General features: G+C 71.9%; 17 protein-coding genes. 12 read left to right on the top strand and 5 right to left on the bottom strand.

Annotated features, from left to right (window positions below):
* Positions 1–629: 629 nt before the first annotated feature.
* Positions 630–1,691 (bottom strand): O-methyltransferase, encoded by a 1,062-nt coding sequence (locus F4561_RS07610; RefSeq protein ID WP_184576104.1) that lies wholly within the window; start codon positions 1,689–1,691, stop codon positions 630–632.
* Between the two features lie 279 nt (positions 1,692–1,970).
* On the opposite strand from F4561_RS07610, the gene F4561_RS07605 reads away from it, so the two are divergent.
* The 7 genes from F4561_RS07605 (at position 1,971) to F4561_RS07575 (ending at position 8,600) form a co-directional block, all read left to right on the top strand.
* Positions 1,971–3,269, top strand: a complete 1,299-nt coding sequence (locus F4561_RS07605; RefSeq protein ID WP_184576102.1) for an amidohydrolase family protein — start codon at positions 1,971–1,973, stop codon at positions 3,267–3,269.
* Between the two features lie 133 nt (positions 3,270–3,402).
* Positions 3,403–4,521 (top strand): alanine dehydrogenase, encoded by a 1,119-nt coding sequence (gene ald, locus F4561_RS07600; RefSeq protein WP_184576100.1) that lies wholly within the window; start codon positions 3,403–3,405, stop codon positions 4,519–4,521.
* Positions 4,522–4,722: 201 nt separating this feature from the next.
* On the top strand, positions 4,723–5,325 hold the full coding sequence (locus F4561_RS07595; RefSeq protein ID WP_184576098.1) for a class I SAM-dependent methyltransferase: 603 nt from the start codon (positions 4,723–4,725) through the stop codon (positions 5,323–5,325).
* A gap of 118 nt (positions 5,326–5,443) precedes the next feature.
* Complete coding sequence (locus F4561_RS07590; protein ID WP_312885180.1) at positions 5,444–6,598, top strand: enolase C-terminal domain-like protein; 1,155 nt, start codon at positions 5,444–5,446, stop codon at positions 6,596–6,598.
* Positions 6,599–6,679: 81 nt separating this feature from the next.
* Positions 6,680–7,135, top strand: a complete 456-nt coding sequence (locus F4561_RS07585) for a MaoC family dehydratase (RefSeq protein ID WP_184576094.1) — start codon at positions 6,680–6,682, stop codon at positions 7,133–7,135.
* Between the two features lie 188 nt (positions 7,136–7,323).
* On the top strand, positions 7,324–7,938 hold the full coding sequence (locus F4561_RS07580) for a superoxide dismutase (RefSeq protein WP_184576091.1): 615 nt from the start codon (positions 7,324–7,326) through the stop codon (positions 7,936–7,938).
* A 170-nt stretch (positions 7,939–8,108) separates the two neighbouring features.
* Positions 8,109–8,600, top strand: coding sequence for a small multi-drug export protein (locus F4561_RS07575; RefSeq protein WP_184576090.1), 492 nt, complete (start codon positions 8,109–8,111; stop codon positions 8,598–8,600).
* A 102-nt stretch (positions 8,601–8,702) separates the two neighbouring features.
* On the opposite strand, the gene F4561_RS07570 is transcribed toward F4561_RS07575, so the two are convergent.
* Both F4561_RS07570 and F4561_RS07565 read right to left on the bottom strand, forming a co-directional pair.
* Complete coding sequence (locus F4561_RS07570) at positions 8,703–9,377, bottom strand: HAD family hydrolase (RefSeq protein WP_184576088.1); 675 nt, start codon at positions 9,375–9,377, stop codon at positions 8,703–8,705.
* Between the two features lie 62 nt (positions 9,378–9,439).
* Entirely contained in the window at positions 9,440–9,655 is a 216-nt protein-coding gene (locus F4561_RS07565; protein ID WP_184576085.1) for a DUF2630 family protein, read from the bottom strand.
* Positions 9,656–9,940: 285 nt separating this feature from the next.
* On the opposite strand from F4561_RS07565, the gene F4561_RS07560 reads away from it, so the two are divergent.
* From F4561_RS07560 to F4561_RS07550, 3 genes are all read left to right on the top strand, one after another.
* On the top strand, positions 9,941–10,228 hold the full coding sequence (locus F4561_RS07560) for a metal-sensitive transcriptional regulator (RefSeq protein ID WP_184583337.1): 288 nt from the start codon (positions 9,941–9,943) through the stop codon (positions 10,226–10,228).
* A 41-nt stretch (positions 10,229–10,269) separates the two neighbouring features.
* Complete coding sequence (locus F4561_RS07555; protein WP_184576083.1) at positions 10,270–10,476, top strand: heavy-metal-associated domain-containing protein; 207 nt, start codon at positions 10,270–10,272, stop codon at positions 10,474–10,476.
* A 63-nt stretch (positions 10,477–10,539) separates the two neighbouring features.
* Positions 10,540–11,193, top strand: coding sequence for a metal-sensitive transcriptional repressor family protein (locus tag F4561_RS07550; protein WP_184576082.1), 654 nt, complete (start codon positions 10,540–10,542; stop codon positions 11,191–11,193).
* Positions 11,194–11,221: 28 nt separating this feature from the next.
* On the opposite strand, the gene F4561_RS07545 is transcribed toward F4561_RS07550, so the two are convergent.
* Together F4561_RS07545 and F4561_RS07540 are read right to left on the bottom strand one after the other, a co-directional pair.
* A complete protein-coding gene (locus F4561_RS07545) occupies positions 11,222–12,592 on the bottom strand; it encodes an NAD(P)/FAD-dependent oxidoreductase (protein ID WP_184576080.1) in 1,371 nt (456 codons plus the stop codon).
* 1,023 nt (positions 12,593–13,615) lie between these two features.
* Positions 13,616–14,212 carry an SACE_7040 family transcriptional regulator gene (locus F4561_RS07540; RefSeq protein ID WP_246437160.1) on the bottom strand — a complete coding sequence of 199 codons (597 nt, stop codon included), beginning with the start codon at positions 14,210–14,212 and terminating at the stop codon, positions 13,616–13,618.
* An 85-nt stretch (positions 14,213–14,297) separates the two neighbouring features.
* Here F4561_RS07540 and F4561_RS07535 point away from each other — a divergent pair, with 85 nt between their 5' ends.
* Both F4561_RS07535 and F4561_RS07530 read left to right on the top strand, forming a co-directional pair.
* Positions 14,298–15,923 carry a carboxyl transferase domain-containing protein gene (locus F4561_RS07535; RefSeq protein ID WP_184576078.1) on the top strand — a complete coding sequence of 542 codons (1,626 nt, stop codon included), beginning with the start codon at positions 14,298–14,300 and terminating at the stop codon, positions 15,921–15,923.
* Positions 15,924–15,927: 4 nt separating this feature from the next.
* Positions 15,928–18,087, top strand: coding sequence for an acetyl/propionyl/methylcrotonyl-CoA carboxylase subunit alpha (locus tag F4561_RS07530; protein ID WP_376773650.1), 2,160 nt, complete (start codon positions 15,928–15,930; stop codon positions 18,085–18,087).
* Position 18,088 lies beyond the last annotated feature (1 nt).

Below are 18,088 nucleotides of genomic sequence, written 5' to 3'. Positions count from 1 at the left end.
GGACCCGGCTGCTGAGCAGCGGAAGCCCGCAGGCTGCCGGTTTCGCGGGCGGCCGGGCCGCACCCGGGCCGCGAAAGCCCGCCGCACGGCTGGCCCGCGTCGTCCGCACCGCGATGGCGGGCCCGCGGAGTGCGTGCGGCTAGACGGTGATGGGGGTGCGTGGTGCGGTGCCCAACGGGGCGGCGATGGCTGGTGGGTGGGCCGGCCCGCGGTGGTCGCTACGGGTGCCTGGTGGTGGCGCGGCCAACGAGGGCGGCGATGGGTCGGGGTGGTGTGTGGCGGGTGGGGGAGCGCGTGGGGGCGCCCTATGCGGAGGCGCGGTCCCGTGGCGGTGCCGCGTGTGCGCCTGGGTGCCGATCTTGAGGATTGCGTTCCTTTGTGGCGCCACAAAGGAACGCAATCCTCAAGATCGGCACAGAAACCGGACGTAGCGGACACGCGAGGGCGGGGGCGGGAGTCCCGAGCCCCGCGCCGGGCGAGACCAGGAAGCGCCCCCGGGGGCTATGCGTCGTTGTCGCTGCTCCCGTCGCGCGGGCCACCATCGGGCACCCGCACCGATCACCGCGAGCTGGCCCACACCGCCTTCGCTGCCCTCGTCGGATGTCCAACCACCCACCCACACCACCGATCTAGTGCTCGCGCCAGGTGAAGACGCGGGCCCCCTTCTCCACCGGCACTTCGTCGCACACGAGCCCGGGGGTCGCGGCCAGCCAGCGGCCGCTCAGGGCCTGCTCGTCGTGGCGCGAGGTGTCGTCGAGGACCACGACGGCGCTGGCGGAGCAACGCGGGAGCAGCGCCGGCCCGGCGGGGTAACGCGCCTCGGTCGCGGTGAAGTGCGGCGGGCCGTCCACGAAAAGCAGGTCGATGTCGTTCAGGTCACACACGGCGGCCAGGTCGTACCAGGGCTGGCCGGACGGATTGGGCGCGTCGGGGTCCGTTGGAACCCAGTCGCGCAATGGGGCGTGCCGGATCTCGACGATGTCGTCGAGATCGTGATCGGCGAGCATCCGGCGGGTGAGGTCGGCATAGCGCTCGTCGTGCTCCAGTGCCACCAGCCGCCCTCCGCCGGCCCGGCGCAGCGCGTAGCCCAGCCAGACGCTGGAGGCGCCGCTGCCGCACTCGACCACCAGCTTCGGGTGGCGGGCGCGGATGGCATCGACGACCAGCCGCAGGACATCGGGCGAGGCCGCCCAGCCGCGCAGCGCGGGCATGAACGAGCCCGGGCGCACGAATTCGCGGAGCTCCTGCCAGGCCACCTGCTGCTCGTAGTCGTCGCGCCCCTGGCGGGCCACGTGCTCGGTCAGCTTCACGAACCGCCGGTCCTGGCGGCGCTCGACGCGCTGGACGACGTCCGCGCCCAGCTTGGGCAGGTCGCGCTGGCGCAGCTCGTCCAGGGTCGACTCGGTGGCATCGACCCGGTTGGCTACGTCGGCGATCCGCCCAACGAGCTCGACACGGTCCCGGAAGATGGCGTCGGCGGAGTTGCGCGCGTGCCGCTCCAGCCTCCGGTGCAGGCGCCGCGTCTGGACCGCGATACGGCGCAGCAGGAGGCCCGTGCCGACGACCCCCAGGCCGATACACCAGAGCGCCGCCAGGACCACCGCCGCTGTCCAGCTCAGCGCGTCCACCGCCGCCAGAGCACCAAGGAGCACGACCCCGGACGCGGCAGCCGCGGCAAACGCGCCCCACATCCCCCGAACTCGCGGGAGCCGCGCTCCCGCACCCCGAATACGCACGATCTCGACCATCTCCGGAAAGGAAACTGGTAGTAATCGATAACCATCGAAAAACGCTCCGCGTTCCCGCGGGAAATCCGAGCGAGACCATGATTTCCGCTGGTCAACACGTGTACTTCAAGGATAGACGAGCCGCAGCGAGAAACGCGATACGACAGGCGGGAAACCGTCGTTCCCGTGACCGTCCCGCGGCACCGCGCAACTCGGCGACCATAAACGACAAAGGGGATAACCGTGCCGAAATTCGACCTCATCGTCCGCTCGCGGCGCGTCGTCACTCCGGACGGTGTCGTCGCGGGTGCGGTCGCCGTGCACGACGGACGCGTGCACGCGATCCGGCACTACGGTGCCGCCCTCAGTGGGCATGAGGAGGCCGATCTCGGTGCGGCCGCGCTGCTGCCCGGCTGCGTCGATGTCGACGTGGCGGTGCTGCCACCCGCGAGCGAGCACCCGGGGGCCTCGCTGCGGGAGCGCTACACGCGGGCGGCGCGTGCAGCGCTGCGCGGCGGGGTAACCACCATGGCCGTCACGCCGGCTCCGGCGCGCCCGGCGATCACCGACATCGCCGCGTTCCGGGCGCACCGGGACGCCGCCCGCGGCCTCACACCCAACGTTGTCTTCCTCGGCGGTATCTCCCGGGGGAACCCCCGGGCCGGCATCGCGGAGCTGCGCACGTCGGGGATCGTGGCCTTCTGGTGCTCGCTCTCCGACGGCGGCGCCCCCGACCTGCCCGCAACGGACGATCCCGGGCTGCGCGCGGCGATGGACGAGCTGGCGACGGTTGGCGCCCCGCTCCTGGTCCACACCGAGGACGCCGGCGAGCTCGCCGCGGCCGGCGACGGCGCAAGCGCGAGCGCGCCCGCGGAGCGGCCCGCCCGCGCCGAGCGGCGCGGGCTGGAGCGGGTGATCGCCGCGGCACGGGCGTCGGGCGCGCGGGCGCACGTCACCCCGTTCACCGCGGCTGAGTGCGCCGCGCTCGTCGCCGCGGCGCGTCCGCTCGGCGTCTCGGTGGGCGCACACACCTGCCCGCACTACCTGTGCCTGCCCGCCGAGCAGGTGCCGCCCGACTCCGCCGGCGGCGAGGGCCGCCCGCCGTTGCGGTCGGCGGCCAACCGGGCGGCCCTGTGGAACGCGCTCCTCGGCGCCGACCCGGTCATCACAACGGTCGGGTCGGGGCACCGCGCCGGGACGGGCGGCACCACACTCCCCCTGGCCCTGTCCGCCCTGTGGACGGCGGCCGTGCGGCGCGGACTCGGGCTGGCCGACCTCGCCCGGTGGACATCAGAGCAGCCGGCCGGCCTGCTCGGGCTGCGTTCCAAGGGCGCCATCGTCGCCGGCGGCGACGCCGACCTGGTCGCCTTCTGCCCCGACAGCGAGTGGCAGGTCCCCCTGGACAGCGGTACCCCCTATGCCGGACGGCGGCTTACCGGGCGGGTGCTGCGGACCTGGGTGGGCGGCGCCGAGGCAACCGAGGACGCGGTGCCCGACGCCCCCGTTACCCGGCGTCGCCGGCCGCGGCCCGCCAAGATCTGAGCGGGAGCGACACCGCAACGCACGTTTACACCCTGTCAGGAAGAGCTGGCATCATCATCCACGTTGTGGATGGCCCGCCCCGGGTCGCCCGCGCGACAGTGGGAAGTATCAATGGTGATACAAGGAGGAACAAGTGCGCGTCGGCGTGCCCCGAGAAGTCAAGAACCATGAGTACCGCGTGGCGATCACCCCGGCCGGAGTCCACGAGCTGGTCACCCACGGCCACGAGGTACTGATCGAGCACGACGCCGGAGCCGGCTCGTCCATCAGCGACGAGGAGTTCGCCGCCGCTGGTGCCCGCATCGTCGGAACGGCCGACGACGTGTGGGCCGAGGGCGACCTCATCCTGAAGGTCAAGGAGCCCGTCGCCGAGGAGCACCACCGGATGCGGGAGGGGCAGACCCTCTTCACCTACCTGCACCTGGCCGCCTCGCGCGAGTGCACCGACGCACTCCTGAACAGCGGGGTCACCGGGATCGCCTACGAGACAGTACAGCTCCCCGACCGCTCACTTCCCCTTCTGGCCCCCATGTCCGAGGTCGCCGGGCGGCTCGCTCCGCAGGTGGGCGCCGCCACGCTGCAGCGCCCCAACGGCGGGCGCGGTGTGCTCATGGGCGGTGTGCCGGGCGTCCGCCCGGCCAGGGTGACCGTTGTCGGCGCGGGAGTCTCGGGGATGAACGCCACCCAGATGGCCGCCGGGATGGGGGCCGACGTCACCCTGCTCGACCTCAACGTCACGAAGCTGCGGCGTGCCGACGACCTGTACCGCGGCCGCGTCAAGACCGTGGTGTCCAACGCCTTCGAGCTGGAACGCGCGGCCCTGGAGTCCGACCTGGTCATCGGGGCGGTACTGATCCCGGGAGCCAAGGCGCCCACGCTGATCTCCAACGATCTCGTCTCCCGGATGAAGCCGGGCGCGGTGCTCGTCGACATCGCGATCGACCAGGGCGGGTGCTTCGAGGACTCGCACCCCACCACGCACGCCGCCCCCACGTTCGCGGTGCACGACACCGTCTTCTACTGCGTCGCCAACATGCCGGGGGCGGTGCCCAACACCTCCACCCATGCCCTGACCAAGGAGACGCTGCCCTACACCCTGGCCCTGGCGGGCAAGGGGTGGCGGCGGGCCCTGTCCGACGACCCCGCGCTCGCCCAGGGACTCAACACCTACGCCGGCGACATCACCAACGAGGCCGTGGCCGAGGCGCACGGCCGGAAGTTCCGCACCGTCAGCGAGGCACTGACCGGCTGAGAGCCGCCAGGCGCAACGAGGGCCGGCGGGAAGGGGACAGCCCCCCGCCGACCCTCCCCGGTCGCGTACCGGGCGCCGGCGCGTGGTGACCGTCTCCCGTAATCCGGGAATGTATCGGGTACCCCCGGCGGCCCCGGGGCCGTCCCTCGGGCCCGCCCGAGGAGGCCCGATCCGAGCGCGAGACGATGGCGGTGAGCGGCGATGGCACGGCGGCGAGACCTGTGGACCGGCGCGGGACCGGGCGCCAACCCGTTCGCGCTTCCCCGCGGGCCGCTCGGGTGGGGAGCCGGCTGGTTCCTGGCACGGGCCAACCGCACGCAGAACGCGGAGGTCGCGGGGTTCCTGCGGGCGTTCGGGGGCGGCGACGTTCTGGAGGTCGGCCACGGCCCCGGCATCCTGGTCGAGCTGCTGGCACGGCAGTGCGACTCCACGGTCACCGGGGTCGACCCCTCGGCGGAAATGGTGCGCATGGCGCGCAGGCGCAACGCCGGCGCGGTGCGCGCGGGCCGGGTGCGGCTCCGGCGGGCCAGCGCGCAGGACACCGGCTGCGCCGACGAATCCGTGGATCTCGTGGTAACGGTGAACACGGTCGCGATGTGGCCGCGCCTGGACGGCGGTCTGACGGAGTTCCACCGCGTCCTGCGGCCCGGCGGGCGCGCCGTTGTCACCTGGCACCGGACCCCCGAACGCTTCGCGCTTACTCCCGACGAGCTCGACACCATCGAGGTGGCGGTACGCAAACGCTTCGGCACGGTCGAGCGCCACCAGTTGCCCTCCTCGGTGGTGTTCAGCGCCACCCGATGACGCCTTCCCACCGGGGTGAGCCTCATCGGCAGGGGTGATGGGGTGCGCGAGAAGGGATACCGTCGGACTAAGGGGTGCATCCTCGCGTAGGTCCTGGTCGCTTGGAGGCGGAGCACGCGTGTCACGTACGGAGCCGGCAACAGTCACACGGATCGCGACCATCGCCGCGTCCCTCCTGCAGCTCCCGCTGGTCCACCCGGGCTCACGCAAGGAGGCGGCCGGCCAGCGGCCCCGGTTCGCCCAGCACGCCCTGGTCCGCGTCACCGACGACAGCGGCATGAGCGGGTGGGGCGAGGTACCCGGGATCTCCGACGACGAGTGGCTGGCCCTGGTCCAGGACTTCGCGCCGGCGCTGGTGCGCCACCCCTGGCAGCGGCCCACCGAGGCCGTGCGCGCCTGGGCGGACCTCCCCTGGAGGCCGCGCGTGGCGGCCGGACTCGATGTCGCGTGCTGGGACCTGTGGAGCCGGCAGCGCGGCACCCCGCTCGCGCACACCCTCGGCGGCGACCGCACCGCCATCACCGCTGGGGTGACGCTGGGCCGCCAGTCTTCCCTGGAGAGCCTGGTCCGTGAGGTCAATCGGCAGGTGGGCGCGGGCTTCCGGCGTATCCGGCTGGATATCGGGCCCGGTTGGGACGTCGACGTGGTGCGCGCGGCACAGCAGAGCCACCCCTTCCTGGTGCTCCAGGCCAACGCCGGCGGCCGGTACACCGAGGCCCCCGAGGACCTCGACCGCCTGCGCACTCTCGACGAGTTCGGCCTGGTCGCGATCGAGCAGCCGTTCGCCGACACCGACCTGGCCGCGCATGCCAGGCTCCGCCGCGAGCTGCGCACCCCGATCGCCCTGAACACCTCGATCGCCTCGCTTGAGGACCTGGACGACGCCATCCGGATGGAGGCCGCCGACGCGCTGAACCTGCGCGTGGCCCAGTTGGGCGGGCTGACCCCGGCGCGCCGCGCGCACGACCGCGCGGCCGACGCCAACTGGCACGTGTGGTGCGGCTCCGACGGCGAGTGCGGTCTCGGCCGGGCTGCGATCGTGGCACTGTCCGCGTTGCCCGGGATCACGCTGCCCAGCGAGATGCCCGGCGCCGGGGGCCGATTCATCCGCGATGTGGTCACCCCGCCGGTACGCGCGCACGACGGTCTCACGCCGATCCCGCTGACCCAGCCCGGCCTCGGCCACGAGGTCGACGAGAAAGCCGTCCGCGCGCTCACCGCGGAGTCGGTCTCCGTGGGGCCGCGCGACCGCCGACACGGCCTGCGAGCGTGACCCCGGCCACAGACCGGCCAGTCGGTTCGGGCTAGAGTCGTGCTCCGAGTCCGACCGCGGAACTAGGGAGCACGACTGATCATGCGGACATTCGCCGACGCCACCGAACTGGCCTCCGCAGCGGGTGAGCACCTCGGCTACAGCGACTGGCTGACCGTCACCCAGGAGCGGATCAACCAGTTCGCCGAAGCCACCGACGACCACCAGTGGATCCACGTGGACACTGAGCGGGCCGCCGAAGGGCCGTTCGGCACGACGATCGCGCACGGATACCTCTCGCTGTCCCTGCTCCCCCACTTCGGGCCGCAGGTCTACACGATCTCCAAACGCCCGAAGATGGGAATCAACTACGGACTGAACCGCGTGCGCTTCCTGCAGCCGGTCAAGGTGGGCTCACGGGTGCGCGACGGCATCGAGATGGTCGAGGTGAAGGAGACGTCGAACGGCCTGCTCGTGACGACGAAGCACACCCTGGAGATCGAGGGCGAGGAACGCGACGCTCTGGTCGCCGAGACACTCGCGCTCATCGTCCCGTAACCGAACGACCGCAGCGGGGAGCGGATCGCGGGCATGAGACGAACCAACACGGGTAGCGGTCGCCCTATTCCAAGCGGGGCCTGTCGTGTGGCCAACACGGATCCGGCGGCCCGCCTGCTGATAGCTTCTTATCAGCGATCAGTTCGCTCGAAATCCAGCCTTCGAACGTGTCAGAGAAAGGTGCGTACATGACCGCGCCCTATTCGCTTCCCGATCTGCCGTATGACTACTCGGCGCTTGAGCCGCACATCTCCGGCCAGATCATGGAGCTGCACCACGACAAGCACCACGCCACGTATGTCAAGGGTGCCAACGACGCTCTGGAGAAGCTGGCCGATGCCCGCGACAAGGGCGAGTTCAGCACCGTCAACATGCTGGAAAAGAACCTCGCGTTCAACCTGGCCGGGCACGTGAACCACACGGTGTTCTGGCCGAACATGTCCCCCGACGGCGGCGACAAGCCCGAAGGGGAGATCGGTGCGGCCATCGACGACCAGTTCGGCTCCTTCGACGCCTTCCGCGCGCACTTCAGCGCCGTCGCGACCGGCGTCCAGGGCTCCGGCTGGGCCATTCTGGCCTGGGACATTCTCGGCCAGCGACTGATCATCGAGCAGCTTTACGACCACCAGGGCAACCTGGCCGCGGGCTCGTACCCGCTGCTGATGCTCGACATGTGGGAGCACGCCTTCTACCTGCAGTACAAGAACGTCAAGGCCGACTACGTCAAGGCGTTCTGGAACGTTGTCAACTGGGCCGACGTCCAGCGTCGGTTCAACGACGCCCGCAAGGTCCAGCTCGGCTGAGTCCGCTGGCTCACGAGGCGGCGCCCGTCGGCGCCGCCTCGTTTCCGCTTCGCACCCGTGGTCTCCTAGGCCACCAGCGAGAGCGCGCGCTCCAGCCGCGGCCTCCGAAGCCGTCGGGCCCCTGTCCGGGGCGACGACCGCCCACCCCTTGATGAGGAGAACCAGGCGTCATGAGCCTCGGGGACGTACTGCTGACGGCCGGGATCTTCCTGGGCGGGGCGGCTCCGTGGCTGGAGGCGGTGGTCGTGATCCCCGCGGGGATCGTCGCCGGGCTGCACCCCGTGGTCGCGGTCCTCGCCGGCGCGACCGGCAACCTGCTCACCGTGGGGATCGCGGCGTGGTCGGGTGAACGCATCCGCAGGTGGTGGCGCGCCCGCCGCCGGGCCCGACGCGGTGCGGACACAGACACAGACCCGACCGGGGACCCGCCGAGAGACAGGCGCGCCGCACGGGCCAAGCGCATCGTGCAGCGCTGGGGCATGCCCATGCTGGCCCTCCTCGGCCCTTTGGGCCTGGGAACCCAGGTCTCGGCGGTCGTGGCGGTCGGGATCGGCATCACGTCCCGCGCCGCCTTCGCCTGGATCGGCGCCGCAACGGTGGTGTGGAGCCTCATCGCCGCGGCTGCCGCATTGACCGGGGTGTCCGTCGCCGGAATCGGCTGAGGCTCCGGGAGCGGCGACGGGCCTCGGCGGGCCGCCGGCCCCGCTACCGCCTTCGGCCTCCCCCGTCAGCCGCGGGCCGGGGCACCGGGCCCTCGGCTGCAGCTAGCAGGTCAGCGCCGCGACCGCGGCTGCCGGCGTCGGTGCCACCGGGTGGCCGGTGGCCCGCAGGCGCTCCTCACTCATCATGCCGGTGGAGACGAGGATCGCGTGCGCGCCCGCCTCGCGGGCGGCGTAGGCGTCGTCGTCGATGTCGCCGATGAGGACCACCGTGTCCGGGTCGACCTCCTGCTCAGCGAGGTGCGCGAGCAGGTGCTCGGTCTTGGAGTCCTGCCCGTTGTCGAACCGGCGGCCGTCCACGCGGGTGAAGTGACCGTCCAGGCCCCGTTCGCTGACGAGCGGCACGAGGTGCTGGTGCGCGGCCATCGACAGCAGCGACTGGGTGCCGCCGGCCGTGCTCCACTCGTGCAGGACGTCCGGGACGCCCTCGGCCAGCCCGCACGAGGGCAGCATCGCGCTGTACTGTCGGTCGTACGCCTCGTTCAGGTGGTCCCACTCGTGGTCGGCGAAGCGCCGCCCCAGCAGCTCCTCGTAGCAGGACAGCAACGGCCGGCGGAAGATCGAGCGCCAGTACTCAAGCCCGACGGGCGGGCGCCCGAATTCCGCGCAGACCTTGTTGATCGCCGCGAGGGTGGCGTGGTTGTCGTCGAGCAGGGTCCCGTTCCAGTCCCAGACGATGTGTGCGATTCCAGTGATCCGATCAAGCGCGTTCTCTGCCACGCATGCACTTTATGTCCGCCAGCCGGCACGAACGCCAAGGTGTGCCATACGTCTCACCGGGGCTACGAGGGCCACGGGTCCTGGCCGAACTCCACGCGCGCCCGGCGCCGCCGCAGCAGGTCCCAGCACTGGTCGAGGTCCGACTCCAGCTCCCGCATCCGCTGCCGCTCCTCGGGCGTCAGCCGGTGCTCGGGCTGCTGCCGAAGATCGTGTTCCTCGGTGACCAGCTCACCTATGCGCCCAAGGAGATCGGATTCGTAACTCATAGGGTCGCTCATGGCACCAATCCTCTGCGGCACCAGGGGGCTTTTTCAACCCGTCACTACGACATCGGAGCAGCTCAGAACGCTAACGGCCGCCGGTGTAAGCCGTCGCTGACCTGGCGGGCGCTGGTATCTCACCGCCGCGTGGTGGGCATACCGTGCGCCGCGGACGAGAGTATTGGGCCGTACTCCGAGAGCCGATACTCGACAGGACACGAACCGCGCCGGACACTCCGGCCCCGAATACCTTCAGGGGGTATAGTGGCAGCGGAAGCTCAGGACGAGCAAGGGAGCGCCACCATGGCGACCTACGGGTACCACAACGACAAGCAGAGCCACCTCAACCGGCTGCGCCGGATCGAGGGGCAGGTCCGTGGGCTGCAGCGCATGGTGGAGGACGACGCCTACTGCATCGACATCCTCACCCAGACCGCGGCGGTGAACAAGGCACTGCGCTCGTTCGCGCTGTCCATGCTCGACGAGCACCTCAAGCACTGCGTTGGCAACGCCGTCGCCACCGGCGGCGAGACCGCGGAGGAGAAAGTGCGCGAAGCCTCCGACGCCATCGCCCGGCTGGTGCGCTCCTGAGCCCCAACCAGCAGAGCCCCCGGATGCCAAGGAGGCTGGTTATGGCCAGCACCACGATCACCGTCGCCGGTATGAGCTGCGGCCACTGCGTCAACTCGGTCAAGGAGGAGGTCGGCGCACTGCCCGGTGTCCAGTCGATCGAGGTTGACCTGGAGAGCGGACGCGTCACCGTCGACAGCAGTGCGCCACTGCCCGACGAGCAGCTCAGGGCGGCAATCGACGAGGCCGGATACGACCTACTCGCCTGAGCCGACCCACTTCATCCGAGGTCACGAGCGGGTACCACACCCGGGTGCCGTATCGTGCGTGAGATGGGCCCGGAGATGGCGAACCTCCGCTCCAGCCAACTGGAGCAGAAGCTTGCCATACCCGTTCTCGTGGCCGCGCTGCTGTCGATCCCGGCCGTTCCCCTCGCCCTGTGGGGCGAGGGCCGGGTGGCCGATATCGGCACGATGGTCAACCAGCTCGCCGGCCTGGTGCTGTGGGTCGAGTGGATCCTGCTGATCGTGCTCGCCGAGAACCGGCTGAAGTGGCTGCGGGAGCACAAGTGGAGCACCCTCGTCGTGCTGCTGACCATCCCGGCGGTCCTGTTGCTGGTCGGGCCGGCGCAGGCTCTCCGCCTGGTGCGGGTCATCGCCACACTGCGGGTGGTCCGCCTGACCCGGATCGTCGAGGCGGGCAGCGTGCTCGGGCGCCGGTTGGCGCTGACCGGAACGGCCCGGACCGCGCTGCTCACCACGAGCACGCTGATCGCGGGCACGCTCGCCGCGTTCGTACTGGCCGACCCCGAGTCGGACGGCCGGCGTCTCCTCGCCGCCGCCGCGGACCGCGCGGGTGTCCCCTGGCCGGTCCTGCTGTGCGGCACGCTGCTGCTGGCCGCCATCGCGCTCGGCGGCTATGTGTGGTTCCGGGGGCGCGCCGGGACGGCCGGCGCCGGGAACGAGACCGGCCGCGGCGGCCCCTGAACGCCCGGCCGGAATCCCGCCCCGGTTCTCATCCGCTCGGCACGTCGCTGAGCCGGGCGCTCTCCTTGCGGGCGGCCTCGGGGTCGAGGTACCGCTCCGCCTCGGCGTCGACGAAGGTCGACGGCTTGCCGTGCGCGAATCCCAGACGCGCGACCTCACCTCCCGTGAGCGCGCGGATGAGCCAGTTGGCCAGGACCCGGGCGCGCGCGGGCGTCGACTGCAGTGCGGCCAGGTGGTAGGCGCGCGTCACCGCGAACGCCGGAAGTCCGGACAGGTCGTAGCCGTAGGGCCGCGCCAGCGCGTCGCGCCCGCTGAGGTCGACCACCAGCCCCAGGTCCTCGTGTAGGAACGGGTACATCGGCCGGCCGAGCAGGGAGGCGATCACGTTGTCGGCGACCACCGCTCCCTGGCGCTGCGCGTACTGGGCGGTGGGCGGGCAGGTCGCGTCCTGGCCGTCCCTGGTGAGGTCGGGCACCGCCGCGGCGTCGCCGACCGCGAACACGCCGGGAAGGTCCGCGACCGCGAGGTCGGAGCCGGTGACCAGCCGCCCGCGATCCGTCGGAGCACCAAGCGACGACATCAGCGGGCTCGGCGAGGTGCCCGCGGTCCAGATCAGAGTGCGGCACGGCAGCACGCGGCCGTCGGTCAGGGCCACCTTGTTCTCGGTGACCTCGCGGATCGACACCTCCAGGCTCACCTCGACACCGCGGTCGCGCAGCAGGTCGAGCGCCTCGTCGCCGAGCTTGGTGCCGAGCTCCGGGAGCACTCTGGGGGCGACATCGACCAGGTGCCAGCGGATCGAGGGACGCAGCTCCGGATAGCGGCGCGCCGCCTCCTCGGTCAACCGCCGCAACGACGCAGCCGTCTCCACCCCGGTGTATCCCCCGCCGACCACGATGAAGCGGCAGCGCTCCTCCCGCTCCACCGGGTCCTGGGTCGCGTTGGCGAGTTCGAGCTGCGCCAGCACGTGGTCGCGGAGCACGACCGCCTCGGCGAGGTTCTTGTTACCGAAGCCGTGCTCGGTCAGCCCGGGGATGTCGAAAACCCGGGTCAGACTGCCCGGCGCGAGAATGATCCGGTCGTAGCGCTCGTAGCTCATCTCCCCGGAGATCTTGCGGACCACAACAGTGCGCGACTCGGTGTCGACACCGATCGCCGATCCGGGCACCATCCGGGTACGGCGCAGCAGCCGGTGCAGCGACACCGCGACGGACTGCGGAGTGAGCAGGCCTGATGCCACCTGCGGGAGCAGCGGGCTGTAGAGCATGTAGTCGTTCGGCGCGACGAGCACGATCTCGGCCGCACCCCGCGGGATGCGCTGTTCGAGCCGCCGCAGCGCCCGCAGACCGGCGAACCCCGCGCCGATCACGACGATGCGCGGCCTGGTCCTCGTCGTCATCGTCCAACCACTCCCCCGTAGAAGCCCGGCGCCGGATCCGCCTCGCACGGTTCCCGTTGGGCCCCGTTGCACCGGGCGAATTGGACCGTTCGGTGGCTCGGCTGCCCGAGCATCCCCGGATCAAACCTCCGTAGACCTCCGGTGTGGGGCACGCAACGCAACGCGGACGCCACTGCGCATCTTCGTGACGGGCGCTCGCGGTATCCGATACCGGCAGTATGAAACGCCTCCGTGGCATCTCGGGTTTCGGGATTCTCGATGTGCCGCGGCGAGTGCCCTCAGATGGGACATGTTCATCCGGTGCTGGCCGCGGACGGTGGCGCGGCCAACGAAAGCAGCAGCGAAGGCGGTGGGTGGCCGGGGTGGGTGCGTGTCGGTGCGGAGGCCCGGTGGTGACGCGCCCGACGCGGGGGCCTGGCTCGTGGCGAGCCCCATCCATCGGTCCTGGTGTCTGTGGGGGCGTTCTCGGTGGTGCTTCTCCACGATCGTCGCCCAGGAAACGCACAATGCGGGCATAGCGGGCGCATGTGGAGGGCCACCCGCACCGAGAGTGACTGTGGGGACATGTTCGCCGCCGAGAATGTCCGTACAGACACCCTCGATGCGGCCCGTCGCCGAGAATGCCCCCTCGGTCAATCTCGATGCGCGGCCCGCCGCCGGGCGGAAGCACTGGCGCCCTCCCAGGGCCACTACCCGCAGGGCCGGCGGGCCTTCGCCGCCCCCGTCGCGTGCCCCACCACCGGGCACCCGCGCCGATCACTGAGGGCCGACCCACACCGCCGTCGTTGCCGCTTTCGTCGGGCGCGCCACCATCGGGCACTGGTAGCGGTTACTGAGGACGGGCCCATCCGCCGTCCTCGCTGCCCCCGTTACACGCGCCCCCACCGGGCACCCGCGCCGGCACACGCCCACCCCCGGCCATGCAGTGTCTTCGCTGCCCCGTCGGACGCAGTACCACACGCCCGCCACACTGACGGGCACCAACCCAGGCACCCGGGTGTGGCTCATCCCGCTCTGACCCGGTCACGACGGCCGCTCGTCCGCGAGCAGGGCCGCGCTGCCCATCTGGAGCAGCAGCTCCGCCATCCGGTCCCCGGGCAGCTCCCCCGCGCTGTGCGGGGTGGAGTTGAGCAGCCCGAAGGTGGCGTGCACGGTGGCGCGCAGCAGGTCCGGGCGGCGGTCCGGGCGCAGCTCGGCGAGCACCCGCACCCACTCCTCCAGATATCCCCGCTGCAGCCGGCGGATCCGGTGGCGCTCCGGCTCCGCAACGTTGCCGAGCTCGCGGTCGTGCACCGTGATGAGCGCCGGCTCGTCCAGCGCGAAGGCGATGTGCCCGCGCAGCAGCGACTCCAGGGCCTCGCGCGGCCCAGCCGCTGCGGCGACCCGCTCTCGCCCGCCCGCGGCCAGCCGCTCGCTGACATCCAGCAGCATCGCCGCGAGCAACGGCTCCTTACCGGGGAAATGCCGGTAGAGCGCGGGCCCGCTGGTGCCCACCGCGCGCCCCAGGTCCTCGATCGAGACGCCGTGGAAGCCCCGGGCGGCGAACAGGGTCGCGGCGGCGCGCAGGATCTCCTCCCTGCGCGCGCCGAACTGCCGGCCAGTCGTCATGTCCTGCGCCATGGCCCCCACCCTGGACACCGGTGTTAATGGTCACTAACATCGACCATGTTAGCGACCGCTAACAGCCGCGACCAGAGGGGCGGGGATGACCAGAGGGCCTGCTCTCACCTCCACTGTCGACACCGGTGGCGCGGAGTTCCAGAGCAACGCGGCGGCCAACCGCGCCCTGGCCGCCGAGCTGCGCGAGCGCATCGCCACCGCGGCGCTCGGCGGACCGGAGAAGACCCGGATCCGGCACGTCGAGCGCGGCAAGCTGCTGCCGCGGGACCGGGTGCACGCGCTGCTCGACCCGGGTTCGCCGTTCCTCGAACTGTCCCCGCTGGCCGGGTACGGGATGTACGGCGAGGACGAGCTGGACGCCCCCGGGGCCGGGCTGATCACCGGGATCGGCCGGGTGTGCGGACGCGAGGTGGTGGTGGTCGCCAACGACGCCACGGTCAAGGGCGGCAGCTACTACCCGATGACGGTGAAGAAGCACCTGCGCGCCCAAGAGGTGGCCCTGCACAACCAGCTCCCGTGCGTCTACCTGGTCGACTCCGGCGGGGCGTTCCTACCGATGCAGGACGAGGTCTTCCCCGACCGCGAACACTTCGGCCGGATCTTCTACAACCAGGCCACCATGTCGAGCCGGGGCATCCCGCAGCTCGCGGCGGTGCTGGGCTCGTGCACGGCGGGCGGCGCCTACGTGCCCGCCATGAGCGACGAGGCGGTGATCGTCCGCGACCAGGGCACGATCTTCCTCGGCGGCCCGCCCCTGGTACGGGCCGCCACGGGTGAGGTCGTCACCGCCGAGGAACTCGGCGGCGGCGATCTCCACGCACGGGTCTCCGGAGTGACCGACCACCTCGCCGAGGACGACACACACGCCCTGGACATCGTCCGCCAGGCCGCCGCGACGTTCGGGCCGCGTGCCGAACCCGCCTGGGAGCAGCGGCCCGCGCGCCCGCCCGAGCTCGACCCGGCGGAGATCTACGGCGTGATCCCGACCGACACCCGGATGCCCTACGACGTGCGCGAGGTCATCGGCCGGGTGGTCGACGCCAGCGAGTTCACCGAGTTCAAGGCCGAGTACGGCACCACCCTGGTGACCGGCTTCGCGCACCTCCACGGGCACCCGGTCGGGATCGTCGCCAACAACGGCATCCTCTTCGGCGAGTCGGCGCTCAAGGGCGCGCACTTCATCGAGGTGTGCGACCGCCGCCGGATCCCCCTGGTGTTCCTGCAGAACATCTCCGGGTTCATGGTGGGCCGCGACTACGAGGCGGGCGGGATCGCCAAGCACGGCGCGAAGATGGTCACCGCCGTGTCCTGCGCGCGGGTCCCCAAGTTCACCGTCGTGATCGGCGGGTCCTTCGGCGCCGGGAACTACAGCATGTGCGGCCGGGCGTACTCGCCGCGTTTCCTGTGGATGTGGCCGAACGCGCGGATCTCGGTCATGGGCGGCGAGCAGGCCGCCTCGGTTCTCGCGACCGTGCGCCGCGAGCAGGCCGAGGCGCGCGGTGCGCGGTGGAGCGCACACGACGAGGAGGAGTTCACCGCCCCCATCCGCGAGCAGTACGAGAACCAGGGCAACCCCTACTACTCGACCGCGCGGATCTGGGACGACGGCGTGATCGACCCCGCCGACACCCGCACGGTGCTCGCGCTGGCCCTCTCCGCGGCCCGGCACAGCGAGCTCGAACCCGTCGGCTACGGCGTCTTCCGGATGTGAGGCGATGATGAGTACTGGATCCGGGACACAACCGGCGGGCGCGACCACCGTACTGGTGGCCAACCGCGGTGAGATCGCGGTGCGCGTCATGCGGACGCTACGGAAGCTGGGCATGCGCTCCGTGGCGATCCACAGCGACGGGGACGCCGGCGCTGCCCACACGCGCGCCGCCGACAGCGCCATCCGCGTGGGCGGCGCCGAGCTCGCCGACAGCTACCTGAACGGCGCCGCCATCATCGAGGCCGCCCGCGCCACCGGCGCCGAGATGATCCACCCCGGCTACGGATTCCTCGCGGAGAACGCCGGTTTCGCCCGCGCCTGCGCCGATGCCGGGCTGACGTTCGTCGGCCCGCCCCCCGCCGCGATCGAGGCGATGGGCGACAAGATCCGGGCCAAGGACGCCGTCTCGGCCGCGGGGGTGCCGCTCCTGCCCGGCTTCACCGAGGAGTCCGGGCACCCGCTGGACGACGCCGACCTGGCCCGGGCAGCGGAGCAGGCCGGGTACCCGCTGCTGCTCAAACCGTCGGCCGGCGGCGGAGGCAAGGGGATGCGGCTCGTGCGCGACCCGGCGGAGCTGCCCGAAGCGGCGGCCGCGGCCCGGCGCGAGGCGCGGGCGGCGTTCGGCGACGCGACGCTGCTCGCCGAACGGTTCGTGGACCGGCCCCGGCACATCGAGATCCAGGTCCTGGCCGACGGCCACGGCAACGTCGTGCACCTCGGCGAGCGCGAGTGCAGCCTGCAGCGGCGGCACCAGAAGATCGTGGAGGAGGCACCGTCCCCGCTGCTCACCGCCGACCAGCGCGCCGCGATGGGCGAGGCCGCGGTCGCCGCCGCCAAGGCCTGCGGCTATGTGGGCGCGGGCACCGTCGAGTTCGTCGTGCGGCCTCCGGCGGAGGGGACGGGTGAGGCCGCGCCCACCCTGGACTACGCCTTCCTGGAGATGAACACCCGGCTGCAGGTCGAACACCCGGTGACCGAGGCCGTTGGCATGGTGGCCGGGCAGCGCGGGATCGACCTCGTCGAGCTGCAGCTCCGCGTCGCCCTGGGCGAGCGGCTGCCGTTCTCCCAGGCCGACTTCGACATGGCCGGGCACGCCCTGGAGGCCCGCGTCTACGCCGAGGACCCGGCGCACGGGTTCGTGCCCACGGGCGGCCGGGTGCTGCTGCTGAGCGAGCCCGGAGGCGCCGATGTCCGGGTCGACTCCGGCGTGACCACCGGCACCCGGGTCACCCCGATCTATGATCCCCTGCTCGCCAAGGTGGTCACCTGGGGACCCGACCGGGCGGCGACGCTGCGCCGGATGGACACCGCGCTGGCCGACTACACCCTGCTCGGCTGCCGGACCAATGTCGGCTACCTGCGCGCCCTGCTGCGGCACCCCCGTGTCGTTTCGGCCGAACTCAGCACCGACCTCACCGAGCGCGCGCGGCACGAACTGCTCCCGGACGGCGACGAGGTTCCCGATGAGGTCTACGCCGCGGCGGCGCTGGACCACCAGTTGGGTCTCGAACCTTCCGCCGCGGTGACCGACCGCTTCGACGTGCCCGACAACTGGCGGATGGGCGAACGCGCCTGGACCACGTGGCGGCTGCGCGCGCCCCGGCTCAGCACGGTCGCCGTAGCCGTGCGGCGCGCGGGCGGAACCGGCCCCGCTCCCCTGCCCCTCGGCGGCGCACTCGACTACGAGGTTCGCGTGGGCGACGCGGCGGCCCAGACCGCACGAGCCGCCCGATCCGGCGACGGACGGGAGCTGACCGTAACCCTGGGCGGGCGCACCGTACGCTACACGCGCGCCGCCGACGACGGCAGTCTCTGGCTGGGTTACCAGGGCCGCACCTGGGAACTGCGCGAGGAGCCCGCGTTCGCGCCGATCCGCGAACGCGAGGCCACCGGGGACGGCACGGTGCGCAGCCCGATGCCCGGGACCGTGCTGGCGGTCCCGGTCGAGGACGGCCAGCGGGTCACGGCCGGCACGCCGGTCGCCGTCGTCGAGGCCATGAAGATGGAACACACGGTTACCGCGCCCGTCGGCGGCGTCGTGACGCTGCGCGACGCGCACCCCGGCAGCCCTGTCGCCATGGACGCGATCCTGGCCACGATCGAACCGGAGCCGGCACAGGACTCGCCCGGTCCCACCGCCGAGTCCGCCACCCACGAGGAGTGAG

The sequence above is a fragment of the Lipingzhangella halophila genome (assembly GCF_014203805.1).
Taxonomy (GTDB): domain Bacteria; phylum Actinomycetota; class Actinomycetes; order Streptosporangiales; family Streptosporangiaceae; genus Lipingzhangella; species Lipingzhangella halophila.
This window is presented reverse-complemented; position numbering and strand designations above follow the sequence as displayed.